Source organism: Pontibaca methylaminivorans (assembly GCF_900156525.1).
Taxonomy (GTDB): domain Bacteria; phylum Pseudomonadota; class Alphaproteobacteria; order Rhodobacterales; family Rhodobacteraceae; genus Pontibaca; species Pontibaca methylaminivorans.
In genome coordinates this window covers 1,838,909-1,863,735 of sequence record NZ_FTPS01000001.1, presented here as the reverse complement: position 1 = coordinate 1,863,735, position 24,827 = coordinate 1,838,909, and the positions used below count along the sequence as shown (strand labels likewise).

22 protein-coding genes are annotated in these 24,827 nt (G+C 66.9%); 10 read left to right on the top strand and 12 right to left on the bottom strand.

Going from position 1 to position 24,827, the window contains the following annotated elements; translation table 11 throughout:
• Positions 1-5: 5 nt before the first annotated feature.
• Together B0B01_RS09100 and B0B01_RS09095 are read right to left on the bottom strand one after the other, a co-directional pair.
• A complete protein-coding gene (locus B0B01_RS09100; protein ID WP_076649568.1) occupies positions 6-1,871 on the bottom strand; it encodes an ABC transporter permease in 1,866 nt (621 codons plus the stop codon).
• Positions 1,872-1,890: 19 nt separating this feature from the next.
• A complete protein-coding gene (locus tag B0B01_RS09095) occupies positions 1,891-3,099 on the bottom strand; it encodes an ABC transporter substrate-binding protein (protein ID WP_076649567.1) in 1,209 nt (402 codons plus the stop codon).
• Positions 3,100-3,430: 331 nt separating this feature from the next.
• Here B0B01_RS09095 and B0B01_RS09090 point away from each other — a divergent pair, with 331 nt between their 5' ends.
• On the top strand, positions 3,431-3,724 hold the full coding sequence (locus B0B01_RS09090; RefSeq protein WP_076650147.1) for a Dabb family protein: 294 nt from the start codon (positions 3,431-3,433) through the stop codon (positions 3,722-3,724).
• A 36-nt stretch (positions 3,725-3,760) separates the two neighbouring features.
• Positions 3,761-4,918, top strand: coding sequence for an aminodeoxychorismate synthase component I (locus B0B01_RS09085; RefSeq protein WP_076649566.1), 1,158 nt, complete (start codon positions 3,761-3,763; stop codon positions 4,916-4,918).
• A 98-nt stretch (positions 4,919-5,016) separates the two neighbouring features.
• On the opposite strand, the gene B0B01_RS09080 is transcribed toward B0B01_RS09085, so the two are convergent.
• The 3 genes from B0B01_RS09080 to parA all read right to left on the bottom strand — a co-directional run bounded on the left by B0B01_RS09080 (position 5,017) and on the right by parA (position 7,427).
• The gene (locus B0B01_RS09080; RefSeq protein ID WP_143733033.1) at positions 5,017-5,901 is read right to left on the bottom strand and encodes a Hint domain-containing protein; all 885 of its coding nucleotides are present in this window, start codon (positions 5,899-5,901) and stop codon (positions 5,017-5,019) included.
• 431 nt (positions 5,902-6,332) lie between these two features.
• Complete coding sequence (locus tag B0B01_RS09075; RefSeq protein WP_076650145.1) at positions 6,333-6,740, bottom strand: universal stress protein; 408 nt, start codon at positions 6,738-6,740, stop codon at positions 6,333-6,335.
• Positions 6,741-6,794: 54 nt separating this feature from the next.
• The gene (parA, locus tag B0B01_RS09070; RefSeq protein WP_076649565.1) at positions 6,795-7,427 is read right to left on the bottom strand and encodes a ParA family partition ATPase; all 633 of its coding nucleotides are present in this window, start codon (positions 7,425-7,427) and stop codon (positions 6,795-6,797) included.
• Positions 7,428-7,534: 107 nt separating this feature from the next.
• On the opposite strand from parA, the gene B0B01_RS09065 reads away from it, so the two are divergent.
• The gene (locus B0B01_RS09065; protein ID WP_143733032.1) at positions 7,535-8,230 is read left to right on the top strand and encodes a hypothetical protein; all 696 of its coding nucleotides are present in this window, start codon (positions 7,535-7,537) and stop codon (positions 8,228-8,230) included.
• Between the two features lie 17 nt (positions 8,231-8,247).
• On the opposite strand, the gene B0B01_RS09060 is transcribed toward B0B01_RS09065, so the two are convergent.
• Positions 8,248-10,533, bottom strand: a complete 2,286-nt coding sequence (locus tag B0B01_RS09060) for a glycosyl hydrolase family 28-related protein (protein WP_076649563.1) — start codon at positions 10,531-10,533, stop codon at positions 8,248-8,250.
• A 147-nt stretch (positions 10,534-10,680) separates the two neighbouring features.
• Complete coding sequence (locus B0B01_RS09055) at positions 10,681-12,267, bottom strand: lysine--tRNA ligase (RefSeq protein WP_076649562.1); 1,587 nt, start codon at positions 12,265-12,267, stop codon at positions 10,681-10,683.
• A 129-nt stretch (positions 12,268-12,396) separates the two neighbouring features.
• Between B0B01_RS09055 and B0B01_RS09050 the strand changes: the two genes are divergently transcribed.
• Complete coding sequence (locus B0B01_RS09050; RefSeq protein WP_076649561.1) at positions 12,397-12,813, top strand: tellurite resistance TerB family protein; 417 nt, start codon at positions 12,397-12,399, stop codon at positions 12,811-12,813.
• 4 nt (positions 12,814-12,817) lie between these two features.
• On the opposite strand, the gene dacB is transcribed toward B0B01_RS09050, so the two are convergent.
• Positions 12,818-14,308: a D-alanyl-D-alanine carboxypeptidase/D-alanyl-D-alanine endopeptidase gene (gene dacB / locus B0B01_RS09045; protein ID WP_076650144.1), complete on the bottom strand. Its 1,491-nt coding sequence runs from the start codon at positions 14,306-14,308 to the stop codon at positions 12,818-12,820.
• A gap of 58 nt (positions 14,309-14,366) precedes the next feature.
• Positions 14,367-14,972, bottom strand: coding sequence for a nicotinate-nucleotide adenylyltransferase (locus B0B01_RS09040; RefSeq protein ID WP_076650143.1), 606 nt, complete (start codon positions 14,970-14,972; stop codon positions 14,367-14,369).
• Positions 14,973-15,151: 179 nt separating this feature from the next.
• Here B0B01_RS09040 and ettA point away from each other — a divergent pair, with 179 nt between their 5' ends.
• Entirely contained in the window at positions 15,152-16,807 is a 1,656-nt protein-coding gene (gene ettA / locus B0B01_RS09035) for an energy-dependent translational throttle protein EttA (RefSeq protein ID WP_076649560.1), read from the top strand.
• Positions 16,808-16,971: 164 nt separating this feature from the next.
• Here the strand turns inward: ettA and B0B01_RS09030 are convergent, their stop codons facing one another.
• Positions 16,972-17,364 carry a DoxX family protein gene (locus B0B01_RS09030; protein ID WP_076650142.1) on the bottom strand — a complete coding sequence of 131 codons (393 nt, stop codon included), beginning with the start codon at positions 17,362-17,364 and terminating at the stop codon, positions 16,972-16,974.
• Between the two features lie 394 nt (positions 17,365-17,758).
• Here B0B01_RS09030 and B0B01_RS09025 point away from each other — a divergent pair, with 394 nt between their 5' ends.
• The 4 genes from B0B01_RS09025 (at position 17,759) to B0B01_RS09010 (ending at position 19,989) form a co-directional block, all read left to right on the top strand.
• Complete coding sequence (locus B0B01_RS09025; RefSeq protein ID WP_076649559.1) at positions 17,759-17,965, top strand: cold-shock protein; 207 nt, start codon at positions 17,759-17,761, stop codon at positions 17,963-17,965.
• A 184-nt stretch (positions 17,966-18,149) separates the two neighbouring features.
• The gene (locus B0B01_RS09020; RefSeq protein ID WP_076649558.1) at positions 18,150-18,728 is read left to right on the top strand and encodes a L,D-transpeptidase; all 579 of its coding nucleotides are present in this window, start codon (positions 18,150-18,152) and stop codon (positions 18,726-18,728) included.
• The gene (locus tag B0B01_RS13515; protein ID WP_083946129.1) at positions 18,688-19,335 is read left to right on the top strand and encodes a DUF4329 domain-containing protein; all 648 of its coding nucleotides are present in this window, start codon (positions 18,688-18,690) and stop codon (positions 19,333-19,335) included. Before B0B01_RS09020 ends, B0B01_RS13515 begins: the two co-directional genes overlap by 41 nt.
• A 72-nt stretch (positions 19,336-19,407) precedes the next feature.
• The gene (locus B0B01_RS09010; RefSeq protein WP_076649556.1) at positions 19,408-19,989 is read left to right on the top strand and encodes a gamma-glutamylcyclotransferase family protein; all 582 of its coding nucleotides are present in this window, start codon (positions 19,408-19,410) and stop codon (positions 19,987-19,989) included.
• A gap of 94 nt (positions 19,990-20,083) precedes the next feature.
• On the opposite strand, the gene gltX is transcribed toward B0B01_RS09010, so the two are convergent.
• Positions 20,084-21,412 carry a glutamate--tRNA ligase gene (gltX, locus tag B0B01_RS09005; protein ID WP_076649555.1) on the bottom strand — a complete coding sequence of 443 codons (1,329 nt, stop codon included), beginning with the start codon at positions 21,410-21,412 and terminating at the stop codon, positions 20,084-20,086.
• Positions 21,413-21,576: 164 nt separating this feature from the next.
• Entirely contained in the window at positions 21,577-23,232 is a 1,656-nt protein-coding gene (locus B0B01_RS09000) for an NAD+ synthase (RefSeq protein ID WP_076649554.1), read from the bottom strand.
• A 170-nt stretch (positions 23,233-23,402) separates the two neighbouring features.
• Between B0B01_RS09000 and B0B01_RS08995 the strand changes: the two genes are divergently transcribed.
• Positions 23,403-24,599 (top strand): MORN repeat-containing protein, encoded by a 1,197-nt coding sequence (locus B0B01_RS08995; protein ID WP_076649553.1) that lies wholly within the window; start codon positions 23,403-23,405, stop codon positions 24,597-24,599.
• The last annotated feature ends 228 nt before the right edge of the window (positions 24,600-24,827 follow it).

Below are 24,827 nucleotides of genomic sequence, written 5' to 3'. Positions count from 1 at the left end.
CGCGGTCATGGGGAATTCTCCCGCTCGCGGGCGGGGCCGCGCAGCCGGTCGGCAAGGTTGCGCAGCGAACCGACGATCCCTTCGGGAAAGAGGATCACCACGGCAATGACCACAAGCCCGAGCGCAAGGCGCCAGTATTCGAACCGCCCCAGCAGATCCTCGACCGCCGCGAAACCCGCACCGCCGACGACGCCGCCGGACAGCGTCTTGACGCCGCCGAGCAACACCACGATCAGCGCATCGAAGGAGCGCGCGATCTCGAGTTCGTTGGGAAAGACGCTGCCCTTGGCAAAGACGAACAGCCCCCCGGCCAGCCCCGCCATGGCCCCGGCAATGGCAAAGGCGATCCATTGCACGACCCGCGTGTTGATTCCCGTCGCCTCGGCCTGGCGCAGGCTGTCGCGCGCCGCCCGCAACCCGTAGCCGAAGGGCGCGTGGGCAAGGTGGCGCAGCACGAGAATGCCCCCGACCGCAAGCACGAGCACGAGATAGAAGAACACCGCCCGCGGCGCGGCCCAGGGTGCGGGCCAGATGCCGACCATGCCGTCATCGCCGCCGGTCACTCCGGTCCACTGATGCGCGATGCTCCAGAGCAGTTGCGCAAAGGCCAGCGTCAGCATGGCGAAATAGACGCCCCGCAGCCGCAGGCAGATCCAGCCGAACACCAGCGCGAGAAGCCCCGCACAGAGCGGCGCGAGCAGCAGGGCAAGCTCCATCGGGCTGCCGGCATGGCGCACGAGCAGCGCCGCCCCGTAGGCACCGCCGCCGAAGAACGCCGCGTGGCCGAAGCTGATGAGCCCCCCCTGCCCCAGCAGGAAATGCAGCGAGGCGGCGAAAAGGCAGAAGATCAGGATGTCGCTGGCCAGTGTGACGATGAACGGCGGTGCAAGGGCCGGCAGCAACGCCAGCGCCCCTAACCCGAGCGCGACCAGCAGCCGGACGCGCGCGGATGCGGGGCGGATCGGGCGCTCGGGCGCGCCGGGCTGGCCGTGGTCCCCCGCGACCTCGGCCCGCCCGAGCAGCCCCCAGGGGCGGATCATCAGCACCAGCGCCATCACCACGAACATGAGCACAAGCGTGCTCTGCGGCAGATAGGTCACGCCGAACACATTGAGCACCGACACCAGCACCGCCGCCAGCCAGGCGCCGGGCAGCGACCCCATGCCGCCGATCACCACCACGACAAAGACCGCGGCAAGGATGTTGAAATCCATCAGGAGATCGGCCCCCCCCTTGGGAAGCTGCACCGCCCCGCCAAGCCCCGCCAGCGCACAGCCGAGCGCGAACACCCCGGTGAACAGCCAGCGCTGGTTGACGCCGAGCGCCGAGACCATCTCGCGATCCTGCGTCGCGGCACGGACAAGAACGCCAAGCCGCGTGCGCGCGATCAGCCACCAGAGCCCGAGCGCGACCAGCGGCGTCACCGCGATCAGCACGAGGTCATATTCCGGCACCGGCTCTCCCATGATCCGCAGCACACCGTCGAATCCGGGCGCGCGCGGGCCAAAGAGGTCGGACGGCCCCCAGATCATCAGCGCCAGATCCTGCACGACGAGGATCACGCCGAAGGTGGCGACCAGCTGGAAAAGTTCGGGCGCGCGATAGATCGGGCGCAGCACCAGCATTTCGACCAGCGCCCCGATCAGCCCGACCGCCAGCGCCGCGAGCAGGACCGCCGCCCAGAACCCGACCGCGCCCGGAAGCGCCTGCATCAGCGAATAGCCGATGAAGGCGCCGAGCATGTAGAACGAACCATGCGCAAAGTTCACGATCCGCGTCACGCCGAAGATCAGCGACAGGCCCGACGCGACCAGGAACAGCGCGCTGGCATCGGCAAGCCCGGTCAGAAGCTGTGCAAGAAGCGGCCCCACGATGCGCGCGCCGCCCCGCTCAGCCCTCGGGGCGCAGCTTGCGCACCACGTCGTCCGCCGGCAGGTAATCGGCCCCGTCGCGATATTCCCAATCGACCATCACTCCCTTGCCGTCGCGCAGCGCGGTGGTGCCGACGAAGGCGCCCATGGTCGATTGATGGTCGATCTCGCGATAGGTGATCTCGCCGACCGGCGTGTCGAGCGTCAGCCCGATGAATGCCTCGCGCAGCGCCTCGGGCTCGGTCGAGCCGGCACGCTCGATCGCCGCGGCGATCGACAGTCCGGTGTTGTAGCCGACGATCGAGCCGTTGCGGGGATAGTCGTTCCAGCGGGCCTCGTAGGCGCGGACGAAATCCCCCTTGGGGCCTTCGTCGAAATCGTACCAGGGAAAGCCGGTCACGACCCAGCCTTCAGACGCCTCGGCCCCCACCGGATCAAGGTATTCCGGCTCTCCCGAAAGCAGGCCGAACACCTCGCGCCCCTCGAACAGGCCGCGCATGTTGCCCTCGCGCATGAACTTCCCGAGATCCCCGGCAAAGGTCACGTTATAGATCGCGTCCGGCTTCGCGCGCTCCAGCGCCTGCACCTCGGCGGCGGCGTCGATGTTGAACAGCGGCGGCCATTGCTCGGCGACGAATTCGACCTCGGGCTTCAGCGCGGTGAGCGTTTCCTTGAAGGCCGCGACGGCATCCTTGCCATAGGCATAGTTGGGCGCGATCGTCGCATAGCGGACCGCGTCGGTCTTTGCCGCCTCTTCGGCCAGCATCGCCGCCTGCATGTAGGTCGAGGTGCGCAGGCGGAAGGTCCAGTCATTGCCCTTTTCCCAGACCAGCGCATCGGCCAGCGGCTCGGATGCGAGATAGACATAACCGCGGTTTGCCGCGAGCGAACTGAGCGCGAGCCCCACATTCGACAGGATCGCCCCGGTCAGCATCACCGTGCCTTCGCGGGTCATCAGTTCCTCGGCGATCCTGATCGCCTCGCCCGGCTCGGCCTGATCGTCGCGATAGATCACCTCGAGCGGACGGCCGAGCACGCCGCCACCCTCGTTGATCTGCTCGACCGCAAGCGCGAGCCCCTTGCGATAGGGTTCGGCAAAGGCGGCCATGCGCTTGAAATGGTTGATTTCCCCGATCCGGATCGGCCCGTCCTGCGCAAGGCCGGGCACAGGTGCAAGCGCCATCGCGGCGGCGCCGAGAATGGCCACGAGGCTGGTTCTACGTTTCATCGGATGGCATCCCGTTGTTGTCGATCATGCTGCGCGAAAGCCTGCGACGTGAAAGCCTGCAACCTGGCCGAGACCCGCCTTGACATGCGGGCAATATCCGGTCGGAAACTCTCCGCGCCGGCGCCGAACCTTCCCGTGCGGCAACCTTGCTCAATCGCGGCGCGAGCGCAAGCATATCCGTCGATATGCGGCAAAGCACCGGGCACACCTTCTGCGTCCCGGCGCGTGGTCCGTCCGCGCCCTCTTGCCCTGGCAGGACCGATGACAGATCTTGTGGCGGGCCGCAAAATATGGCCTAGACCACCGCGAAACGTTTCAGAAAGGGTGCATCGTGTCTGACAGACCTGCAATCCGCCATGTCGTCTTCTTCAGCGCAAGGGACAAGGCCGACATCCCGCGCATAGTCGAGGGACTCGGGCAGCTTGCCGACATTCCGCATGCGCAGTTCTTCGAGGTGCGCCGCAACAGCCGCAGCGATGCCCATTCGACCGAGGTCGACGTGATCGTCTATGCCGAATTCGCCAGCGCCGAGGATCTGGCGGCCTACAAGGCGCATCCGATCTATGAGAACTCCACCGCCACGGTGAAGCCGCTGCGCGAACTGCGGATTGCCGCCGATTTCTGAAGCAGGCGACGACAGCAACAGGATACCAGCCACCCGATGCCCGATCCGCGCGTGATCTTCGAACACGGCCCCGTTCCCGGCGGCACGGCGTTTCGCTCATTGCGGCGAATCATCCGCGCGGATGATCCGGGCGAGGTGCCGGCGGCGCTTGCGGCGTTGCAGGATGCCCATGACAACGGCCACTGGCTGGCCGGCTATGCGGGGTATGAGCTCGGCTATCTGTTTTCGGACAAGCTGCACGATCTGCTGCCCACACGGCGCGACATGCCGCTGCTGCTGTTCGGCGTCTTTGATGCGCCCGAACCCGTGGCCGCCCCCCCGCAGGACGAGGAGCGGGCGAGCTTGGGCCGCTTCCGTCCCGACTGGGACAGCGACAGCTATGGCGCGGCGTTCGCCCGGGTGCAGGATTACATCGCCGCCGGCGACATCTATCAGGCCAACCTGACCTTCCCCATGCGCACGACGCGCAGCGGCAGCATCGATTCGCTCTGGCAACGGCTGCGCGATCGGCAGGCGGCGCCCCACGGGGCGCTGGTCGATCTTGGCGGCCCCGTCGTGCTGTCACGTTCGCCCGAACTGTTCTTTTCCGTGGACCGGCAGGGCCGGCTGGCGGCGCAGCCGATGAAAGGCACGATCGCCCGCGGCGCGACCCCGGAAACCGATACCGCAAACATCCGCTGGCTGCATGAATCGGCCAAGAACCGGGCCGAGAACCTGATGATCGTCGATCTGCTGCGCAACGACATGAGCCGGATCGCCGAAATCGGCACGGTCCGGGTGCCGGCGCTTTTCACGGTCGAGACCTATGCGACGCTGCATCAGATGACCTCGCGCATCACCGCGCAGCTTGCGCGCGGCATCACGCTGACGCAGATTTTCGAGGCGCTGTTCCCCTGCGGCTCGATCACCGGCGCCCCGAAGATCCGCTCGATGCAGATTCTCGCCGAACTCGAACCCGCCGCCCGCGATGTCTATTGCGGCGCCATCGGCTGGATCGCCCCGGACGGATCCATGTCGTTCTCGGTGGCGATCCGCACCCTGATCTGCGGGCCCGGGAACCTCGTGCGGGTGAATGTGGGCGGCGGCGTGATCCACGACAGCGATGCCGGGTCCGAATATGCCGAAGCCTTGCTCAAGGCGCGCTTTGCCGACCTCTCCGGGCAGGGGGAAACCTCCGCGCCTCCGGCCGGCTGACGGCAGCGGCCGGCCGGGCATCCGCAGACCGGGTCCGGTCCGCTTTTCGGGCAGCCTGCGGCGGGGATGCGCAAACCGCGGAGAATTGCCGGACTCCGTCAGGAAATGCGGCTCAGCAGCGGCTGATGATTGCGTATATGCCGGCGGATCATGCCCCGGACCGCCCGCCCGGGCGGGATCGGCCGCGCGCTTGACGGCGGCTGCCCGGGCTCGCGCAGCTCCGGGAACAGCGCCAGAATTTCCGCCACGGCCTGCCGCCCCGCCATGCGGAGCGCCTCGCGTCCGGTGAACAGCGATTCCGCCTCGCAGCCATTGGCAAAGATCACCTCGTGACGGGCGAACAGCAGGTGGAAATATTCGACCTCTTCGGCGCCATGGTCGGTCTCCACGCCCTCGAGCGCAAGAAGCTGGCGCGCCGCGACCAGAACCTCGGGTGCGCCGAACATGCGCAGGGCGATCCGGGACCGGATCAGGATCCGGTGCTGCGGCGACACCACGAGATCAAGCCGCGGCAGCCCCTCGCCAAGCGCACCGGCGGCGATGCGGATCGGGCGCAGCCGCGGAAACAGCGCGAGTTCGGCAGCGCACAGCCGCCGCGAGCCGACCCACCGGACCGCCTGCAGCCCGTGGTCACGGGTCAGGACCAGATCGCCGGGTTTCAGCTCCTCGACCGGAGTGTCGCCGGCCGGGGTGCGGATGAGGGCACCGCGCCCGAAACAAATCGCATCCTCGTTGAGCCCGGTCACGCGATAGCTGATGATCGGTATGAAATGGGTGTTTTCAAAGGGTGCGGCAGCGATGACCTCGATCCCGGTGATCGCGCTTATCCCGGCCCAGTCGGCAGCGGTTTCCGGTTTCGGGGCAAAGAACAGGTCACCCGTCCCGGTCTGCATGAGCAGCCCGTCAAGCTCCTGCACCGTCACATCCCCGGTTTCATCGGGCACCCGGACCGCGAACCGCGCATCGACGAATGCGACGACCATCGTATCGGTGACGGGCTCGCCGCTTTCCGGGTCGAGATAGGAAAACCGCGAGGGCGGCGGCGTGAGCCCGCGCGAGCCCCCGCCCTGGTGGCTGGCCCGGAAACCTCGGCGCCGCCGGTCCGGTCCGATGCCGCGGTCAGGTCGACGGCGGCGATGTCGCCCCCTTCGGCTGTTTCCCCGATAAGCCAGGACGCCCGCAGGGCCGAGATATTCGCCGTCTGGTAGGTGTTCAGAACGGGAATGTTTCCCATCCACATCCAGGTTACGGTCGTGCTCATGCCACGGCCCCCTGCCATCGGTTTCAATCCGGCCTCTCAGCACCGGCGCCGATGGTAGATCGGGCGGGCCCGCCAATCAACCAGGGGTTGCTGTTCGCCCGGATCCCTGGCAGTTCCGCGGTTTTCCGGTCACAGTCCGCACCGAATCCGCCTTCAGCGCACCACATGCACCGAGCAATGCGCGCTGCGCACCACATGCGCCGCCGTCGAGCCCAGCAGCAGATCCTGCATCCCCGGCCGGTGCGATGCGACGATGATCAGGTCGGGCTTGTTGGCCTTGGCCCAGTCCATGATGCTGCGCCCCGGATGGCCTTCCACGACCTGCGCCCGCGCATTCGGAATCTCCGCCGCCAGATCCTGCAGCTCGGCCCGGATCGCGCTGCGCGCCTCGGCCAGGTAATCGGCCGAGATATAGGACATCGCATAGCTCGGCACCTGCTCGATCACATGCATGAGCGTCACCTGTGCCTCGGGGGCCGCAAGCCTGCGCGCAAGGCTGAGCTGCGCCTGAAGGTCGCGATCGGCATCGAATGCGATCGGAACGAGGATATTGTGGTAAATCATGATGCTCTCCGGAACGCTGCGGGCCGTCGGCCCGCATGGTGTGAACCGCGGCTATGCGGGCCCGAGCCGCGCCTTCACTTCATCGACAAGACCCCGGATCTCGTCATGGGCGGGCCCCTTCGCTGCCTCGAGCGCCGCCCGGCCCCGCGCCAGCGTCTCGGCGTAGGTCACGCGATTGGCAAGGCTCGCGGCCGCGACCTCGGCATCAAGCCGGGCCGCGCTGTCGCCGACTTCGCTCTCAAGGCGGGTTCCCGGCCGGCCGCGGGTCATCACGATCAGCGCCGGGATTCCCTCGCTGCGCGTCAGGTCCAGCACCGCCTCGACCGCCCAGAGATCAAGATGCGATGTGGCGACCGGAATCAGCACCAGATCCGAGATCCGCAACGCCGGGCGCAGGTCGCTGTCGGCCTTGGGCGGCGTGTCGATGATGACGAAATCATGACTGTCGGCCAGCTTGCGGCACTCATAGGGAACGCCCCAGGCGGAGGCGGTGGAAAATTCGATCCCCGGCTCGGGCAGCCCCTCGATCCGCGCCATGAACCAGCGCCCGGAACTTCCCTGCGGGTCGGTATCCACCAAGGCGACCGAATGGCCCGCCTGGGCAAGACCGACGGCAAGATTGACCGCCACGGTGGTCTTGCCGCTGCCGCCCTTCTGCTGCGCTATGGTGATGATCCGCCCCATCGCCTCTCCGGCCCTGCTCTCCGCCAGCCTAGAGCAAGCCCTTGCAAAGGCAAGCGCTAACGATCTGTTAACCACGCTCTTTCATGGTGACGGCGAAGGGATTCCCCATGCGCGTCATCCTCGTCTTTCTGCTGTGCATCGGACTGCTGGCGGGCACGCCGGCAGAGGCCGGTGCCTGGCTGCGCGAAAAGGGCAGCGGCTTCCTCGCCACCTCGGCGGTGCTGCGCGGGCCGACCGAAACCCCGCAACTCGAAAACCGCATCTATGCCGAATACGGCCTGTTCCGGCACCTGACGCTCGGTATTGATCTGAACCACAAGACCGCGGTCGACGAAACCGAACTGGTGGCGGTGCAGACCGGCCATGCAGTGCTGTTTCTGCGCGTTCCGCTTACCCCCGAATCCTGGCGCACGCGTTACGCGCTCGAACTCGGGCTCGGCCGCACCATGCGCAAAACCGGCCGGGCGCGCATGTCCTCGCTTGCGCTCGCGGTCGGGCGCGGTTTTGAACGTCCCTTCGGGGGCGGCTGGATGTCGCTGCAGGCCACCGTTGAACACCACGCCGGCATGGCGGGCCGCAGCTACAAGGTCGATTCCGGCATCGGGCTCTCGAACGGGCGCATGTTCCGCCCCATGCTGCGGCTCGAGGCCTCCCGGATCGCTGATGCACCGGTCTCCTGGTCGCTCATCCCGGCGATCCAGATCGGGCGCGGCGACAAGACGGTCTGGGTCCTCGGGGTCGAGCGTCGGTTCGGCCCGACCCCCGGCACCGGGGTCGAACTCGCGATCTGGCGCGAATTCTGACCCCCTGGCGTCATGCCTCAGAGATCGACCCGCACCACCACGGAGACCTCGCCCCGCACCGCCTCGCCCCAGGCAAGCGTGATCCGCTCCTGCCCGGCGCCCTTTTCCAGCCCGGCATGGGGCGCGAGGAATCTGGTTGCCCCCTGGCCGTTGCGCAGCTCGCCTATGGCGACCACCGCATCGACCGCCCGCGCCCGTCCGCCGAAGGGCAGCTCTCCGTCGGTGTCGACGGTCCATTGCGCCGCTGCCGTGCCCTGATTGTGGCGCAGCCGCAGCGGGCTGGCGGTCCGCTTCTCGACGTTGTGATAGGTGTTGTCGGCAAAGACCACATCCCTCGTGCGGGCAAAGTTCAGCCCGGCAAAGGTGTCATCCACCCGCTCGCCCCGCTGGATCCTGCCGCTGAGCGAGCGGAACACGTTGCCGCTCACCGTCAGCCCGTTCAGGAAATGCCCGGCGCCATAGGGTTTGACGACGATCTGGCTGAACCACGGCGCCGCCGCGCTGGTCAGGAAGATGTTCCCGGTGACGCTCATGGCGCTGAAGGAAAACCCCGAGGTGAACACCGGGTCGCGGTCGTGTTCGTTGGTCCATTCGATCGAGCAGTTGTCGACATAGTTGCCGGTGATGGTCGCGCCCTTGTAAGTGCCGATCATGATCAGCCCGGCGGTGCGCACGCCGTTGTTCACGCCGTCGCCCTGGAAGAAGTGGTTGCCGATCACGATGCTGTCGGTCCCGCCCAGAACGGCGAAATGCTTGAACTTGGTGGCACGGTTATGGCGCAGCTTGACGTCGTTGGCATTGGCGTTGAGCGCGATGGTCTTGCGATATTCCACGTCGAGCGGCTCTTCCGCCGACAGGAACTGGCAACGGTCGATCAGCATCCCCTGGCAGCCGGCCCCGATCGAACTCAGCCCGCGATCCATCGGCCGCGAGATGAAACAGTCCCGCAGGCTGAAGGTCTGCCCCGCCGGCGCAAGGCGGATGCCGCTGCAGATCCCGCCGCACTGGAACTCCACGTTCGAGATGGACAACTGGTTCAGCCGCTCGAAACCGCTGAAATCCAGCAGATATCTGAACCCGTGGAACGTATAGACCTGCGATGCCGCCGCGCCGTAAAGCGGTGCGCTCAGCGTGATCTCCCCGGCGCCGACGTTTCTGGCCTGGACGTAGACCTCACGCCCCACCCCGTTGCCGGTGACCAGCGCGCCGACCGGAACATTGGCGACATTCTCCACATTGGTCAGCCTGCGTGCATCGCCGGAGCCGTAAGAGGCACGCGACGTCACCACCTCCGTTTCCCATGCCGGCGACTCCGCGGCCACGAACTGGCCGTTTCGGATCACGCGGCGCGTGGCATAGCTCGCCTTGTTGGGCACCGCCGCCGCCATGTCGATCGGCCCGGTCACGGTGATCTTGCGCCCGCCGAGATCGAGCGATTCGTGATCCACGTTGTTGAGCAGCGCCTGAAACGCCTTGCGGAAGGCCAGCTCCTCGTTGCCGAAGGCATCCGCATAGGCCGGCAGGTCAAAGCTGCGCGTCAGCAGCAGCATCTTGTCCGCAGGCATCGAAACCGTGCCCTCGAACACGACCGGGGCCTCGATGGTCACGCTGTCTGCAAGAAAGTAATCCCCCTTGGGCACGAACAGGGTCCGCCCCTGCGTCGCCGCATCCGCCGCAAGAAAGGCCGCCGTGTCATCGGTGCTGCCGTCGCCGGCCGCGCCGAAATCGCGCACATCGACACGACCGATCATGTCGCCCAGAAATATCCCGGTGACGTCCTCGATCTCGATGGCGTCGATCCGCACCGCACCGCCGTTCTGCCCGGTCAGATCCAGCCCGAAATGGCCATAGATCGCGCGCGTGCCCCAGGGCATGTCCACGCCGCCGCGCGCCCCGGGGCCGACGATGGCGGCGACCTCGACCACCTCGCCATAACTTGCCAGCACCACCGTCGGCCCGACCTCGACCACGCCGCCGACATGAGCCCCGCCACCTGCGCCCGCCCAGCCGGCGATCCGCACCGACGGCAGCGCGCCGCTCACCGCCTTGACGCGCGCGCGGATCTGCAGATAGCACCCCGGCAGCAGCGGCGTCTCGCCCATGAACCGCAGCTTCTGCACCGACTGCGTTTTCTGCAACTCCAGACAACTGCCGAAATCCGGATCCGCCGTGACGACGGCTGCGTTCGGCGCCCCCGCATAGGTATCCGAGCCCGGCGTGCCGTCCCCGCTCGACCAGACGGAAAGCCCGTCAGCAAATGCCGGAGGCATGAACAGAATGCCGTCGGTGATTGCCTTGTTCATGAATATCCCTTTCCCATCGGCTGAACAGCGCGCCCGGCGGCCTGATCCGTGGCTGCCCCGACGCGAGGGAAAGAGATAACGGCAAAGGGTGAAGGCGCGCTCACGCCACCGTCACGGTGCCGTTGCGCGCCTCCGTTTCGACAGGGGTCAGACCGCCTCGGCCAGCAGGTCGCCCGCCAGCGCGCGGTCGATCAGTTCGATCGTCTCGCCGACCCCGTAAAGCGCGATGAAACCGCCGAAACGCGGCCCCTGGCTCGCCCCGAGCAGAACCTCGTACAGCGCCCCGAACCAATCGCGAAGCGGGTCGAACCGCTCGCGCCCCACCGCATAGACAACCGATTGCAACGCCTCGTCCTCAAGCGGCCCGTCGTAAGCGGCAAGATCCGCGCGCAACTGCTGCAACGCCTCGCGCTCGGCTTCGGTCGCGGCGCGATAGCGGCGGGTCGGGCGGATGAAATCCTCGTAATAGCGCAGCGCATGGCCGACCGCCTTGGCCAGATCGGGGTGGCTTTCGGGCGAGGCATCCGGCGCGTAACGGCGGATGAACCCCCAGAGCTGCTCGTCATTCTCGGCGCTGGAAACCGCAGCAAGGTTCAGCAGCATGGCAAAGGGCACGATGAGCGTCGACTGCGGCACATCCCCGCCGTGGATATGCCACACCGGGTTGTTGAGCCGCACCGCCGCGTCCTGACCGGCATAGGCCCGCAACTGCTGGTGATATTCATCCACCGCCTTCGGGATCACGTCGAAATACAGCCGCTTCGCGGTTTTCGGCTTCTGATACATGAAATAGGACAGGCTCTCGGTGGTCGCATAGCGCAGCCATTCGTCGATGCTGATGCCGTTGCCGCTCGACTTGCTGATCTTCTGCCCGTGTTCGTCCAGGAACAGCTCATAGACGAAATGCTCGGGCGGGCGGGCGCCCAGCACGCGGCAGATACCGTCGTAGATCGGCGTATTCGAGGAATGGTCCTTGCCATACATCTCGAAATCCACCCCGAGCGCCGCCCAGCGCGCGCCGAAATCCGGCTTCCACTGCAGCTTCACGTTGCCGCCGGTGACCGGAAGGGTCCATTCGCGCCCGGTTTCGTCATCGAAGGTGATCGTGCCTTCGCGCGCATCGACATTCTTGAGCGGCACGTAAAGCACCCGCCCGGTTTCGGGGTGGATCGGCAGAAAGATGGAATAGGTTTTCTGACGCTCCTCGCGCAGGCTTTTCAGCATGATCTTCATCAGATCGTCATAGCGCTCGGCACTGCGCAGCAGCACTTCATCGAACTGACCCGAGCGATAAAACTCGGTCGCGCTGACGAATTCGTAATCGAACCCGAAAGTGTCGAGAAACCGCCGCAGCATGGCATTGTTATGTGCGCCAAAGCTTTCATGCGTGCCGAACGGATCGGGCACCGATGTCAGCGGCTTTTGCAGGTGTTCGCGCAGCATGTCCTGATTGGGCACGTTCCCCGGAACCTTGCGCATTCCGTCCAGGTCATCCGAAAAACACACGAGCCGGGTCGGAATATCGCTCAGCACCTCGAAGGCGCGGCGGATCATCGTGGTGCGCGCAACCTCGCCGAAAGTGCCGATATGCGGCAGCCCCGACGGGCCGTAACCGGTCTCGAAAAGCACATGTCCCTTGGCCGGCGGCGCCTTTTCGTAACGTTTCAGGATCCGGCGGGCTTCCTCGAAAGGCCAGGCTCGGGACTGAAACGCGGCTTCGCGCAATTCGGACATCTTCTCTTCTCCAGAAATCACAGCGGCATGCGACCTTCGCGCACCCCTTGGGCCGCTACCTATTGTGCCACCGCAGGAGGGTCAATAATCTGCCCGGAAATGCCCGGCTCACAGCAGGAAGGAAGGGTCATGCAGGAGGTCGATCAGTTGAGCGCGCAGGACGCGCTGGTTGCTCTCATGGTCGTGGTATCAGCGGCGGATGAAACGATCCGCACTGCCGAACTGGTCAAGATTCAGGCGCTGATAAATCATCTTCCGGTGTTTGCCGACTACAACGACACGAGAATGACCGCCATGGCGCAGGCCGTGTTCGGGCTGCTCGAACAGGAGGACGGGCTCGACACGCTGTTCAACCGGGTGCGCGGCGCGTTGCCCGAGCGGCTCCGCGAAACCGCTTATGCACTGGCCTGCGACGTCGCCGCCTCCGACGGGGGGCTTGCCCAGACCGAATTGCGCATGCTGCAGGAAATCCGCCACGAACTGGACATCGACCGGCTGCATGCCGCGGCGATCGAACGCGGCGCGCGGGCGCGCCACATGACCTGAACGACTAGCTGCAGTAGAGCGCACCCCAGCGCTCGATCAGCTTCTGCTGCAGGGACTTCGCCCGTGCGTTCCAGTTGCGCGCGCCGGGCGGGATCTCCTGCTCGCTGCCGGCGTGGGCGGCGCGCTGGTCGGCATCGGCCGAGAATATGGCAAAGGCCAGATCGGTCCCGTCCGCCCCGGTCATGAAACCGCCCAGCCCCGAGACGAAATTCAGCGTGCCGGTCTTGGCATCGACCCGGATCGGATGGTTCGCATCGGGGCGGCCGCCCGCATCCCGGAGGGTGAATTCCTTGAGCAACGGGCGCAGCTGCTCCTGCGCGCGGGCCTGGACCAGCGCCGCCACAAGGTCATCCGGCGTCATCCGCGACGCATCGCCCAGCCCCGAATGGTCAATGAGCCGCGTTCCGCGCATCCCGTAACGCGCCGCCGCCCAGTCGCTCATCACCTGCGCCGAGGCGCGCATCGACGCCGGCCGCCCGTTGCGCGTCGCGGTGGCGGTCATGCCGACCATCTCGGCGGTCAGGTTGTTCGACCATTTCAGCATGTCGCGCAGGATCTCCTGCAGCGGCTCGCTCTGGTGCTCGACCAGCACGCGCGCATCGGCGGGCGTCGCCCCGGCACCGATGCCGGCGGCCGGCAGCGTGATTCCCTGCGCCTCGGCCAGGGTGCGGAACACATCGCCCGCATAGGCGCCCGGCCGGCGCACCGGCAGCCATCGTGCGCCCTCGGTGCCCAGCGCCGCGCGCGCGACGCTCCAGCTGTCGCCGCCGCCCGTGTCACTGTAGCCATAGACCGGCGTTGCCCGGCTTTCGACCACGACCTTCGCGACCGTGACCGCCGGGCGGTAATCCCGCGCCCGTGCCTCGAGCGTGAGCGAATAGCCGTCACCCGCCTGTTTCCACTCGAAATGCACGCGGTTGTAGTTCAGCGCGATCCCCGAAACCGCCGGGCTGTAGGCCAGTTGCGCCGCCTGCGCCGGGTCGATGCTGCGCACCGCCGGCAAAGCGCCCTCGTCAACCAGAAAACGCCCCTGCACGCCCCGCACCCCCACCTGCGCAAGCTGCGACACCATGCGGGCCAGATCGTCCGTATCGAGCGAGGGATCGCCGCCGCCGAGCAGGACCAGATCGCCATGCAGCACCCCGTCCTGCAGACTGCCCGTCGCCGCGAGCCGCGTCCTGAACCGGTATCCCGCCCCGAGCGTCTCGAGCGCATAAAGCGCGGTCAGGGCCTTCACGACGCTGGCCGGCGGCAGGCCCAGGTTGCCGTGAAGGGATTCAAGAACCAGGCCGCTCTCGGCATCGGCAACGACAAAGGCCGTCCGGCCCGCAACCCCGGCACGAGCTACCAGCGCTTCCGGCCCGTCCAGGAACTCGGCAGCGATCGCGCCGCGCATCCGGGGGCGCAGCGATGTCTCCGGTGCTCCGGCCGCGAGCGGCCCCGCAGCCAGGACCGCTCCGAGACCGCCGAGGAACGAACGACGCGATCTGTTCATGGGCGCATATAACGCGAGCGCATCCCGCTCGGCAAGCACAGGCACCCGGGGGCTGCGGTCAGGCCCGGCCCCATGCCCCGCTCTCGCGGATCCGGGTGGAGGATATGTCCAGCAGCGGCGCATGCACGAAACACCAGGCCGGCGGCTCGGCACGGCCAAGGCGGTGACTTTCGTTTTCGGGGATGCGCCGGTCACGGTAGATCCGCGCCGCCGGCGATGACAGCGCCGCCATCTGCATCCGTGGCCGTGCGAGAACGCCCATGGGCACATTGTCGGCGATCCAGCGCCAGTCCTGCCAGCGATGCAACTGCGCAAGGTTATCGGCCCCCATGAGCCAGACGAAGCGCACGCCCTCGTAACGCGCCACCAGCGCCGCCAGCGTCTCGGCCGTATATCGCGTGCCGAGCCGGGCCTCGATACCGGTCACCTCGACCCTCGGGTCGTCAAGCAGACCGCGCGCATGGGCAATCCGCGCCGCCATCGGCGCGGGCCCCTGTTCCTTGAGCGGGTTGCCGGGGCTCACGAGCCACCAGACCCGATCCAGCGCAAAGCGTTTCAGCGACTCGCGGGTGACATGGACATGGGCCGCATGGGCCGGATCGAACGACCCCCCCAGCAGCCCGATCACCATGCCCGGCGTCGCCATCGGAAAGCCCTGTCTCATGCGACCGGCCATAGCCCATGCCGGCGCGGGGCGGAACGGTGAATCCAACGCGGATGCGGAAATCGCCTGCGCCGCTGGCGGCCCCCATGATCGCAGCGATCGCACCCGACCTTGCCCAAGACTGCAGCGGGGGCTAGACGAGGCAGCAGTCGAACTTTCTGACCAGCCGGAGCACCACCATGGCCGCCTATCAATATGTCTACCACACGCAGGGGCTGTCCAAGACCTACCCGGGCGGAAAGAAATGCTTTGAAAACATACACCTGAGCTTCCTTCCCGGAGTCAAGATCGGCGTCGTCGGCGTGAACGGCTCGGGCAAGTCCACGCTCTTGCGGATCATGGCCGGAATCGACACCGATTTTTCCGGCGAAGCCTGGGCGGCCGAGGGCGCGCGTGTCGGCTACCTTCCGCAGGAGCCCGAACTCGACCCGGCGCTTTCGGTGCGCGAGAATGTCATGCTGGGCGTCGCCGCGAAAAAGGCCAAGCTCGACCGGTTCAACGACCTCGCCATGAACTATTCGGACGAGACCGCCGACGAGATGGCCGCGCTCCAGGACGAGATCGACAGCGAAAACCTCTGGGATCTCGACAGTCAGATCGACGTCGCCATGGAGGCATTGCGCTGCCCGCCCGATGATGCCGACGTGACCACGCTTTCCGGGGGCGAAAAGCGCCGCGTCGCGCTTTGCAAGCTGCTGCTCGAAGCACCCGACATGCTGCTGCTCGACGAACCCACGAACCATCTGGATGCCGAAACCATCGCCTGGCTGCAGCAGCATCTGGTCGATTACAAGGGCACGATCCTGATCGTCACCCACGACCGTTATTTCCTTGACGAGATCACCGGCTGGATCCTCGAACTCGACCGTGGCCGCGGCATCCCCTACGAGGGCAACTATTCCGCCTGGCTCGAACAGAAGGCGAAGCGCCTCGCGCAGGAGGCGCGCGAGGACAAGTCGCGCCAGAAGACGCTCGAACGCGAACTCGACTGGATCCGCCAGGGCGCAAAGGCCCGGCAGGCCAAGTCCCGCGCCCGGATCAACGCCTATAACGAACTCGCCAGCCAGTCCGAGCGCGAAAAGCTGTCCCGCGCCCAGATCGTCATTCCGAACGGTCCGCGCCTCGGCAGCAAGGTGATCGAGGTGAACGGCCTCAGCAAGCACATGGGCGACAAGCAACTGATCGAGGATCTTTCCTTTGCCCTGCCGCCCGGCGGCATCGTCGGCGTGATCGGCCCGAACGGCGCCGGCAAGTCCACGCTGTTCCGCATGCTGACCGGCCAGCTTGAACCGGATGCCGGCACGGTCGACTACGGCGATACGGTCAAGCTGTCCTATGTGGACCAGTCGCGTGACGACCTGAACGACACCGATACCGTCTGGGAGGCGATCTCGGGCGGGGCCGAGGTGATCGACCTCGGCGATGCGCAGGTGAACTCGCGCGCCTATTGCGGTTCGTTCAATTTCAAGGGCGGCGACCAGCAGAAGAAGGTCGGCCTGCTGTCAGGCGGCGAGCGCAACCGCGTTCACATGGCGCGCCTGCTCAAGGACGGTGGCAACGTGCTGCTGCTGGACGAACCGACCAACGACCTCGATGTCGAAACGCTTCGCGCGCTCGAGGACGCGCTGGTCGATTTCGCCGGCTGCGCGGTCGTCATCAGTCACGACCGGTTCTTCCTCGACCGTATCTGCACGCATATCCTCGCCTTCGAGGGCGAGGCGCATGTGGAATGGTTCGAAGGCAACTTCGCCGATTACGAGGAAGACAAGAAACGCCGCCTCGGCGCCGATGCGCTGGAACCCACGCGCCTGAAGCACAAGAAGTTCACCCGCTGACCCAACCCGGGCCGGGGCACGCAATCAGCGCCGTCGCCCCGGCCTCGATTCCAATCCCGGCCCGAGTTCTCGGCGGATGATGTCGCTGCGGTGGCGAAACACGCTGTCAAGCGTAAGCCCGGAGGCCGACTCCCCGGCCCGCAGCCCGGCGGAAAAGAAGGCGGTCAGCGCCTGCCCCGCACCGCGGCATCGACGCTCCAGGGGCCGGGACCGGCAACGGATATATACAGAAAGACAAAGCAATAGAGGATCGCCGCATCGCCGCCGTTCAGCGCCGGGAACGGGCTTTGCGGTGCATGGGCCATCCAGTAGGCGACAGCCATCAGCCCGGAAAGGACAAAGGCAACCGGCCGGGTAAAAAGGCCGATGATCAGCAGACCGCCTCCCACCAGTTCGAGCACTCCCGCAGTCCAGGACAGGGTGAACGCATCCGGGCTCATGTCACTTGCCGGGAACCCGAGCAGCTTCTGGCTGCCATGGGCAAAGAAGATCAGCGCGGCCACGATACGGAGCACGCTACGCATCTGCGGGGAAAACCGCTCGAGGGTTTCGCTCATACTGGCCTCCGGAAAAAAGGCGGGACCGCCCGGAATCGCGCACATCGTCATGGAGAACCGCGTGATCGTCAAGTGAGCTACCGCATCGAATGGCGGCCAATCATGGACGGGAAAAGCCCGCCCCGCGCCCTGCATGGCGCATGGCTCCTTGGCCGCACCGCCGTGTTGACGGCGGCCAGGGAAAGCGGGCCGGATCCGGCACTTCTTTGCCGCTTGGCGGCGATTGCGCGAATCGTCTTGCAAGACCGGTTTTCCGCTGCAATATGGGCCGGCCGACGTTTCTTTCTCGACCAACTGTCTCCGACCAAACGGCGCTCAGTCCAATCGATCCAAAGAGCACCGACGCCAGGCTGTCGCATTCCGGCGGACAGCACCAAGTTCAGGAGACACGGAAATGGCCACAGGCACCGTGAAATGGTTCAACACCACCAAGGGTTATGGTTTCATCGCCCCCGATGATGGCGGCAAGGACGTGTTCGTCCATATTTCCGCCGTGCAGAGCGCCGGCCTGACCGGCCTTGCGGACAATCAGAAGGTGTCCTTCGAGATCGAAGCCGGCCGCGACGGCCGCCAGAGCGCGACCGACATCTCGCTCGCGTGACACCGGCATGACACCGGCCCGGCGACCGTCAAGGCCCGGGAACTGCCAGTAGAATCACAACCGGGGCCCGCAGTTTCTGCGGGCCCCGCGTATTTCGGCGCTCCGCAATTCCCGGTTGCGGCAAGGGATTGATTCCGGAACCGGGAGGCCCAGATAATATTCATTTGAAAGGGTCCGATTCCAAATGCTGTCACGCCGCGATTTCCTGCTTGCCTCGACCGCCGCCGCCGCCACCTCCACGCTCGCCCCGAATGCGGGTCTTGCCGAGGGCGCCGAAGAAGGTTCCCCCTTCGATCCGGCGCCGCGCTATGTCGGCATCCGGTCCGATTTCCTGCCGGGGGAAATGCTGATCCTGCCCAGCTTCTATTATCTCTACTGGGTGGTCGCGCCCGGTACGGCGCTGCGTTACGGGGTCGGCGTCGGCAGGGCCGGGCTTGAATTCACCGGAACCGCCACGATCGACGTCAAGAAGGAATGGCCCACATGGCGGCCGACCGACGACATGATCGTCCGGAGCCCCGAGGCTTATGGCCGCTTCAAGGACAACGATTATGTGCAGCCGGGCGGCCCCGACAATCCGCTCGGCGCCCGCGCGCTCTATCTGTTCGAAAACGGCATCGACACCTATTTCCGCGTGCACGGCACCAACGAGGAACAGAGCATCGGCCGCTCGGTCTCGAACGGCTGCATCCGCATGACGAACAGCAACGTGATCGACCTCTATGAAAGGGTTCCGATCGGCACCATGGTCACCGTTGTCTGATCCCGCCCCCCGGCACCGGCCGGCGCGGTCCCCGGCCCTCCGCAGGCGCATCGCCCTGCTCGCCATCGCTGTCGGAGCGGGTGCGGGAGCCCTGTTCCCGGCCTCCATCGCCGCGGCGGCACCTGCGGCGCTGCGCCCGCCTCCGGCCGGCGAAGTCGCCGCCGTCCGCGCCCATCTCGCGCCGGCCCAGATGCGTTCGATCGAAACCGACCGGGAATATTGCGGCTATCTCGGCAGCCTGCCCGACGGACGGCTTGCCTTTACCGAAATGCTGCGCGGCAGACGCAACACCTGCACGCCGCGCCTGCCCCGGACCGGATTTACCCCGATCGCCTCCATGCACACCCACGGCGCCTATGACCCGACTGTCTCGGCCGAATTCCCGACGGTGCAGGACATGGACAGCGACCGGCGCGAAGGCGTGAACGGCTATGTCGCGACCCCGGGCGGGCGGCTCTGGTATATCGACAGCAGCGCCGAGGTCGTAATCCAGATCTGCGGGCCCGGCTGCCTGCCCCAGGATCGGAACTTCCGCGACGGGGATGACGGCCCGACCCGGAACCGCTACAGCCGCGACGAACTCCGCATTCTCGAAGGCACAAACTGAGGGCGCAGCCCCCATCACACCGCGCCCGTACCCCGAGGACCGACCCGGACCCCAGCACGGAAAACACGATCCATGACCGCGAAATCCACAGCGAAACCCACAGTGAAACCCCATGTCTTCGGCTATGGCAGCCTCGTCAACCTCACCACCCACAGCCTCGGCGAGCCGCGCACAGGCACGCTGCATGGCTGGCGGCGCGGCTGGTACGACACCGCCGCCCGCCCCCTCGCCTTCCTGACCGCGGTGCGCGACGACAGCAGCAGCATCGAAGGCATCATCGCCCATGTGCCCGGCGGCGACTGGCAAGCCCTCGACGCGCGCGAGGCCGGCTATGACCGCGTTGCCCAGACAGGCATCTGCGTGAGGGTCGGCCCGCTCGAACTCGCGGTCTATGCGATTCCGCCCCGGGCCCGGATCGAAACGGCGCCGCGCCGCCCGATCCTGCTCAGCTATCTGGATGTCGTGGTGCAGGGCTATCTGCACCAATTCGGCCCAGAGGGCGTTGCGCGCTTTTTCGCCACCACCGACGGCTGGGACGCACCGGTCCTCGACGACCACAGCGCACCGCGCTATCCGCGCCACCGCAGGCTTTCGAGCCGCGAAACCGCCCTGGTCGACGACCACCTCGCCGCGCTCGGCGCCACGCGGGTCTGAATGGCGCGAAGGTCGGGCGTCACGCCCCGAGCCTTCTTCTGGCAGAAATATCCCCGCCGGAGGCCCCCGTCCTCGCAACCAATGCCGCGCGTGATCAGGAACGCGGCGCCTTCACCACCTGCAGAAGCGGCATGAGCGCGGCCATCTCCGGCCCGTCCGCACGCCCCGTCAGTGCCTTGCGCAACGGCAGGAACAGCGCCCGTCCCTTGCGTCCGGTCGCGTCCTTCACCGCTGCCGTCCACCTGGCCCACGACTCCGGGCCGTAAGGCGGCGGCGGCAGCAGCTCAAACGCCTGCACAACGAACTCCCGATCGGCCTCGTCCACCAGCGGCTCCGCCCCGTCGCGACAGAGATCCCACCAGTTGCGCAGATCCGGAAGCGTGGTGATGTTTTCCCGCGCCATGGCCCAGAACGGCTCGGCCAGGTGCTCGGGAACCCCGGCGTCCGCCACCGCGGAGCGCACCGCAGCAAGATCAAGCCCGTGCAGATAGCGCGCCGTCAGCGGAAACAGATCCGTCACGTCGAACCGCGTCGCGGCCGAGCCGAAATGACCGAGCTCGAACCCCTCGATCAACTCGTCCATGTCATGGCGCAACTCCACCGGGTCGCTCGACCCGAGCCGCGCCATCAGGCTCAGCAGCGCCATGGGCTGCACTCCCTGTTCGCGCAGATCGCGCAGACTGAGCACGCCGAGCCGCTTGCTGAGCGCCTCGCCCTCGGGCCCGGTCAGCAGCGAGTGATGCGCAAAGGCCGGCGGCCCGGCACCAAGCGCCCGCATGATCTGGATCTGGGTCGCGGTGTTCGTCACATGATCGGATCCGCGCACCACATGGGTGATCCCCATGTCGATGTCATCGACCACCGAGGCGAGCGTATAAAGGAACTGCCCGTCGGCGCGGATCAGCACCGGATCGCTCACGCTCGCCGCGTCGATCGAGATCGCCCCGAGAATGCCGTCCTCCCAGTCGATCCGCTCGTGATCCAGCCGGAACCGCCATACCCCGTTGCCCCGCTCGGCCCGGAGCGCCTCGCGCTCCCCCTCCGAAAGCGCGAGCGCCGAGCGGTCATAGACCGGCGGGCGGCCCATGTTCAGCTGCTTCTTGCGCTTGAGCTCGAGCTCCCCCGGGGTTTCGAACGCCTCGTAGAAACGCCCCATGTCGCGCAGGCGCCCGGCGGTCTCGCGATAGCGGTCGAGCCGGTCCGACTGGCGCTCGAACCGGTCCCAATGCAGCCCGAGCCAGTCGAGATCCTCCTTGATCGCATCGACATATTCCTGCTTCGATCGCTCGGGATCGGTGTCGTCGATCCTCAGGATGAAGGTGCCGCCGGCCTTGCGGGCGATCAGCCAGTTCATGAGCGCGGTGCGCAGATTCCCGACATGGATGAGACCGGTCGGAGAGGGCGCGAAACGGGTCGTTGTCATGGGCGTCTCCTGTCATCTGCGATCTGTCACAGCCCATGCGGTTTGTCCAGTTCGGGCAATGGTCCGCAAGCGCGTGCGCCGGAGCAGCCGGATGAGCACCTGGCAGGCGGCGGGGGCCTCCGGCGGGGATATTTCTGCCAGAAGAAGGCGGGGCGTCGCGCCCCCTATTCGGCCTCGCGCCAGCGGTTCACCAGCGGATAGGCCCGCCCGCCCGCGAAGGGGCGCGCGCTCAGCCGCGGCCCGGGGGCTGCCTGGTAGCGCTTCCATTCGCTCATCGCGACGAGCCGCGCCACCCGTTCCGCGGTCGTTTGATCAAACCCCGCTGCCACGCAATCCGCAACCGAGCCCTCCTGTCCGACGAGGATCTCCAGCATCGGATCCAGCAGCCGGTAATCGGGGAGGCTGTCGCTGTCCTTCTGATCGGGGCGCAGCTCGGCGCTCGGCGGCTTGGAAATCACCCGCTCGGGAATCACGATCCCCGCGGGGCCCCGCATCCAGGGGCGGTGATTTTCGTTGCGCCAGCGGCAGATGTCGAAAGCGCGGGTTTTGTAGAGATCACAGATCGGATCATAGCCACCCGCCATGTCCCCGTAGATCGTGCAGTAGCCGACCGCGAGTTCGGACTTGTTGCCGGTGGTCAGCAGCATCTCGCCGAACTTGTTGGCGATCGCCATGAGCAGCAGCCCGCGCAGCCGCGCCTGGATGTTTTCCTCCGTGAGATCGGGCGCCCGCCCGGCAAAGAGCGGGGCCAGCGTCTGCGTGACCGCGCCCTGCGCCGCCGTGATCGGCATCAGGTCGGAGCGGCAGCCGAGTGCCGCAGCCACGGCCGCGGCATCCTCGAGCGACCCTTGCGCGGTATATTCCGAGGGCAGCATGACGCAGCGCAGGTTCTCGGCGCCCAGCGCATCCACCGCGATCGTCGCAACCAGGGCGCTGTCCAGTCCCCCGGACAGGCCGATGAGCGCGCGCGCAAGGCCGCTCTTGCCCATGTAATCGCGCAGCCCCGTGACCATGGCGCGATAATCCTGCTCAAGCGGATCGGGGAACCTGTGCCGCTCGCCCTGCGCGATGCGCCAGCCGTCACCCTCGTGCTCAAGATCCACATGCACCAGCGCATCGTCGAAAAGCGGCATCCGGAGCGCCAGCGCCCCGCCGGGGTTCAGACCGAAGCTCCCGCCCTCGAACACAAGGTTATCCTGCCCGCCGGTCATGTTCAGCCAGATCAGCGGCAGGCCGGTCTCGACCACCCGGGCGACCATCCGGTTCAGCCGCAATTCGCGATCCTCGCCGTAAGTGGCGCAATCCGGAACGATCAGGATCCCGGCACCTGTCTCGAGCAGGGTTTCGGCGGCCTCGCCGTCCGTGGCATCGGCCCCGATCAGGCAGCCGATCCGCAGGGGACCAACCGCCAGCGGTCCGGAGACCGGCGCGGGAGCGAAGCTTGGCGACTCGTCGTGGCCGCCCGCGCCCTGCAGGTGCCGCTTGCCCACCACGTGGCGAATCCCGCCGCCCGACAGCAGGAAACAGCCGTTGAACACTGCGCCCTCTCCGCTCCAGGGGCCGCCGACCAGAATCGCGGGCCCCTCGACGCATTCCGCCGCCAGGGCAGCAAGAACGCGTCCGGCCTGCGCGCTGAACGCCGGGCGCGCCGCCAGATCCCTTGCGCCACCGCCGGCGATGAACATCTCGGGCAGCACCAGCAGATCCGCCCCCTCGGCGCGGGCGGCCTGCCAGGCCAGCCGTGCCGCTTGCGCATTGCCCGCAAGATCGCCCACGGTCGGATTCAGCTGCGCAAGTGTCAGGCGGAAACGTTCACTCATGTCCGGTCCTCCCTCGGGCGCCATATCTGCGGTTTACCAGATCGGCACCGGAGTGAAAGCACCACCACGTCGAATCCGCTTTTCAGCGCATTGCCGGCCGCGGCCGGCTCGCGTAGCTTCGCCCCGAAATACCGTTATCCCCCACTACCGTTATCGTTGTCCGGTTTGCCATGCGTTTTCCCCGTCCTGCCGCGCGCGCCCTGGTCTTCGGCATTCTCGGTCCCGGCCTCGTAACGGGGACACTGCTGGCCGACAGCCCCCGGGTCCGCGGCCTTCAGGACGACGTGGGCGGGATCTATCGCGGCACTTTCCGGGACGGGCTGCGCCACGGCAGCGGCGACTATCGCCTGCCGGGCGGCTATGAATACAGCGGCGAATGGATCGAGGGCGAAATCGAGGGCGAGGGCCGGGCGCAGTTCCCCGACGGCTCGACCTACGAGGGCCGCTTTGCCCGCGGGCAACCGCACGGCAAGGGACGCATCACCTTTTCCGACGGCACCGTCCACGAGGGCAACTGGCACCGCGGCCGGCTGGAGGGCGCGGGCCGCGTGCACTACCCGGACGGATCACGCTACGAGGGGGATTTTCACGGCGGACGGCCGCACGGCACCGGTGTCCTGACCCGACCGGACGGGTATCGCTACGAGGGCGACTGGCATGCGGGCGACAGGACCGGCCGGGCGGTGGTCGAACATCCGGGCGGCGCGCGTTACGAGGGCGGTGTCGCGGCCGGGCAGCCAGAGGGAGAGGGGCGGCTTCTCTTTCCCGACGGGCTTTCCTATGCCGGAACCTGGGTCAGCGGCCGGATCGAGGGGTTCGGCACGCTCGCCTTCCCCAATGGCGACATCTACGAGGGCAACCTCGCCGCCGGGCAGCGCGAAGGCCGGGGGCGCATGAACTACGCGAACGGCGACATCTACACCGGCACGTTCCACGACGATCGGCGCGACGGCCATGGCAGCCTGACCGGGCAGGACGGCTTTTCCTACAGTGGCACGTGGAAAGCGGGGCGGATGTCCGGCGCCGGGATGATCACCTACAGGGACGGGGCCGTCTATATCGGCGAGATCAAGGATGATCTCCCGGACGGGTCGGGCATGATCCGTTACGCTGACGGCAGCCGCTACGACGGCGGCTGGAGCAGAGGAAAGTTCGACGGAAGCGGCCGCGCCACCTATGCCGACGGAACCCTCTATACGGGCCAGTTCCGCGCCGGCACCATGCACGGCTGGGGCACGCTGACGACACCGGGCGGATACCGCTACGAAGGGCACTGGCGCAACGGCCGCCTCGCCCCCGTCGAAAAAGAACCGATGGCAGGGGCGATCCCGCCCGGCACGGCGCGCCCGCCGGCGGTTTCACCATGACGGGCGCTCGCCCCCCTTTGAAAGGTCGGCTGCATCCCTTCGCAACGCCCGGGGTTTCTTCTGGCAGAAATATCCCCGCCGGAGGCCCCTGCCCTCTCGACCGCCATCACGCCGGGGCGGGATGCGGCGCCGGTGCAACAGCATGGCGGAACGGCCCCAAGATGGCCCTTTTCATCGCCGTCGCAGGCCGGTATAGTCCCGCCCCATGTCTATCGTCGGACCGAACAC

Bases quoted from the DNA above. Each gene is read 5' to 3' on its own strand.
- B0B01_RS09095 (WP_076649567.1), bottom strand. From the start codon at position 3,099: ATGAAACGTAGAACCAGCCTCGTGGCCATTCTCGGCGCCGCCGCGATG.
- B0B01_RS09085 (WP_076649566.1), top strand. From the start codon at position 3,761: ATGCCCGATCCGCGCGTGATCTTCGAACACGGCCCCGTTCCCGGCGGC.
- B0B01_RS09080 (WP_143733033.1), bottom strand. From the start codon at position 5,901: ATGGTCGTCGCATTCGTCGATGCGCGGTTCGCGGTCCGGGTGCCCGAT.
- parA (WP_076649565.1), bottom strand. From the start codon at position 7,427: ATGGGGCGGATCATCACCATAGCGCAGCAGAAGGGCGGCAGCGGCAAG.
- B0B01_RS09065 (WP_143733032.1), top strand. From the start codon at position 7,535: ATGCGCGTCATCCTCGTCTTTCTGCTGTGCATCGGACTGCTGGCGGGC.
- B0B01_RS09060 (WP_076649563.1), bottom strand. From the start codon at position 10,533: ATGAACAAGGCAATCACCGACGGCATTCTGTTCATGCCTCCGGCATTT.
- B0B01_RS09055 (WP_076649562.1), bottom strand. From the start codon at position 12,267: ATGTCCGAATTGCGCGAAGCCGCGTTTCAGTCCCGAGCCTGGCCTTTC.
- B0B01_RS09050 (WP_076649561.1), top strand. From the start codon at position 12,397: ATGCAGGAGGTCGATCAGTTGAGCGCGCAGGACGCGCTGGTTGCTCTC.
- dacB (WP_076650144.1), bottom strand. From the start codon at position 14,308: ATGAACAGATCGCGTCGTTCGTTCCTCGGCGGTCTCGGAGCGGTCCTG.
- B0B01_RS09040 (WP_076650143.1), bottom strand. From the start codon at position 14,972: ATGAGACAGGGCTTTCCGATGGCGACGCCGGGCATGGTGATCGGGCTG.
- ettA (WP_076649560.1), top strand. From the start codon at position 15,152: ATGGCCGCCTATCAATATGTCTACCACACGCAGGGGCTGTCCAAGACC.
- B0B01_RS09030 (WP_076650142.1), bottom strand. From the start codon at position 17,364: ATGAGCGAAACCCTCGAGCGGTTTTCCCCGCAGATGCGTAGCGTGCTC.
- B0B01_RS09025 (WP_076649559.1), top strand. From the start codon at position 17,759: ATGGCCACAGGCACCGTGAAATGGTTCAACACCACCAAGGGTTATGGT.
- B0B01_RS09020 (WP_076649558.1), top strand. From the start codon at position 18,150: ATGCTGTCACGCCGCGATTTCCTGCTTGCCTCGACCGCCGCCGCCGCC.
- B0B01_RS13515 (WP_083946129.1), top strand. From the start codon at position 18,688: ATGAAAGGGTTCCGATCGGCACCATGGTCACCGTTGTCTGATCCCGCC.
- B0B01_RS09010 (WP_076649556.1), top strand. From the start codon at position 19,408: ATGACCGCGAAATCCACAGCGAAACCCACAGTGAAACCCCATGTCTTC.
- gltX (WP_076649555.1), bottom strand. From the start codon at position 21,412: ATGACAACGACCCGTTTCGCGCCCTCTCCGACCGGTCTCATCCATGTC.
- B0B01_RS09000 (WP_076649554.1), bottom strand. From the start codon at position 23,232: ATGAGTGAACGTTTCCGCCTGACACTTGCGCAGCTGAATCCGACCGTG.
- B0B01_RS08995 (WP_076649553.1), top strand. From the start codon at position 23,403: ATGCGTTTTCCCCGTCCTGCCGCGCGCGCCCTGGTCTTCGGCATTCTC.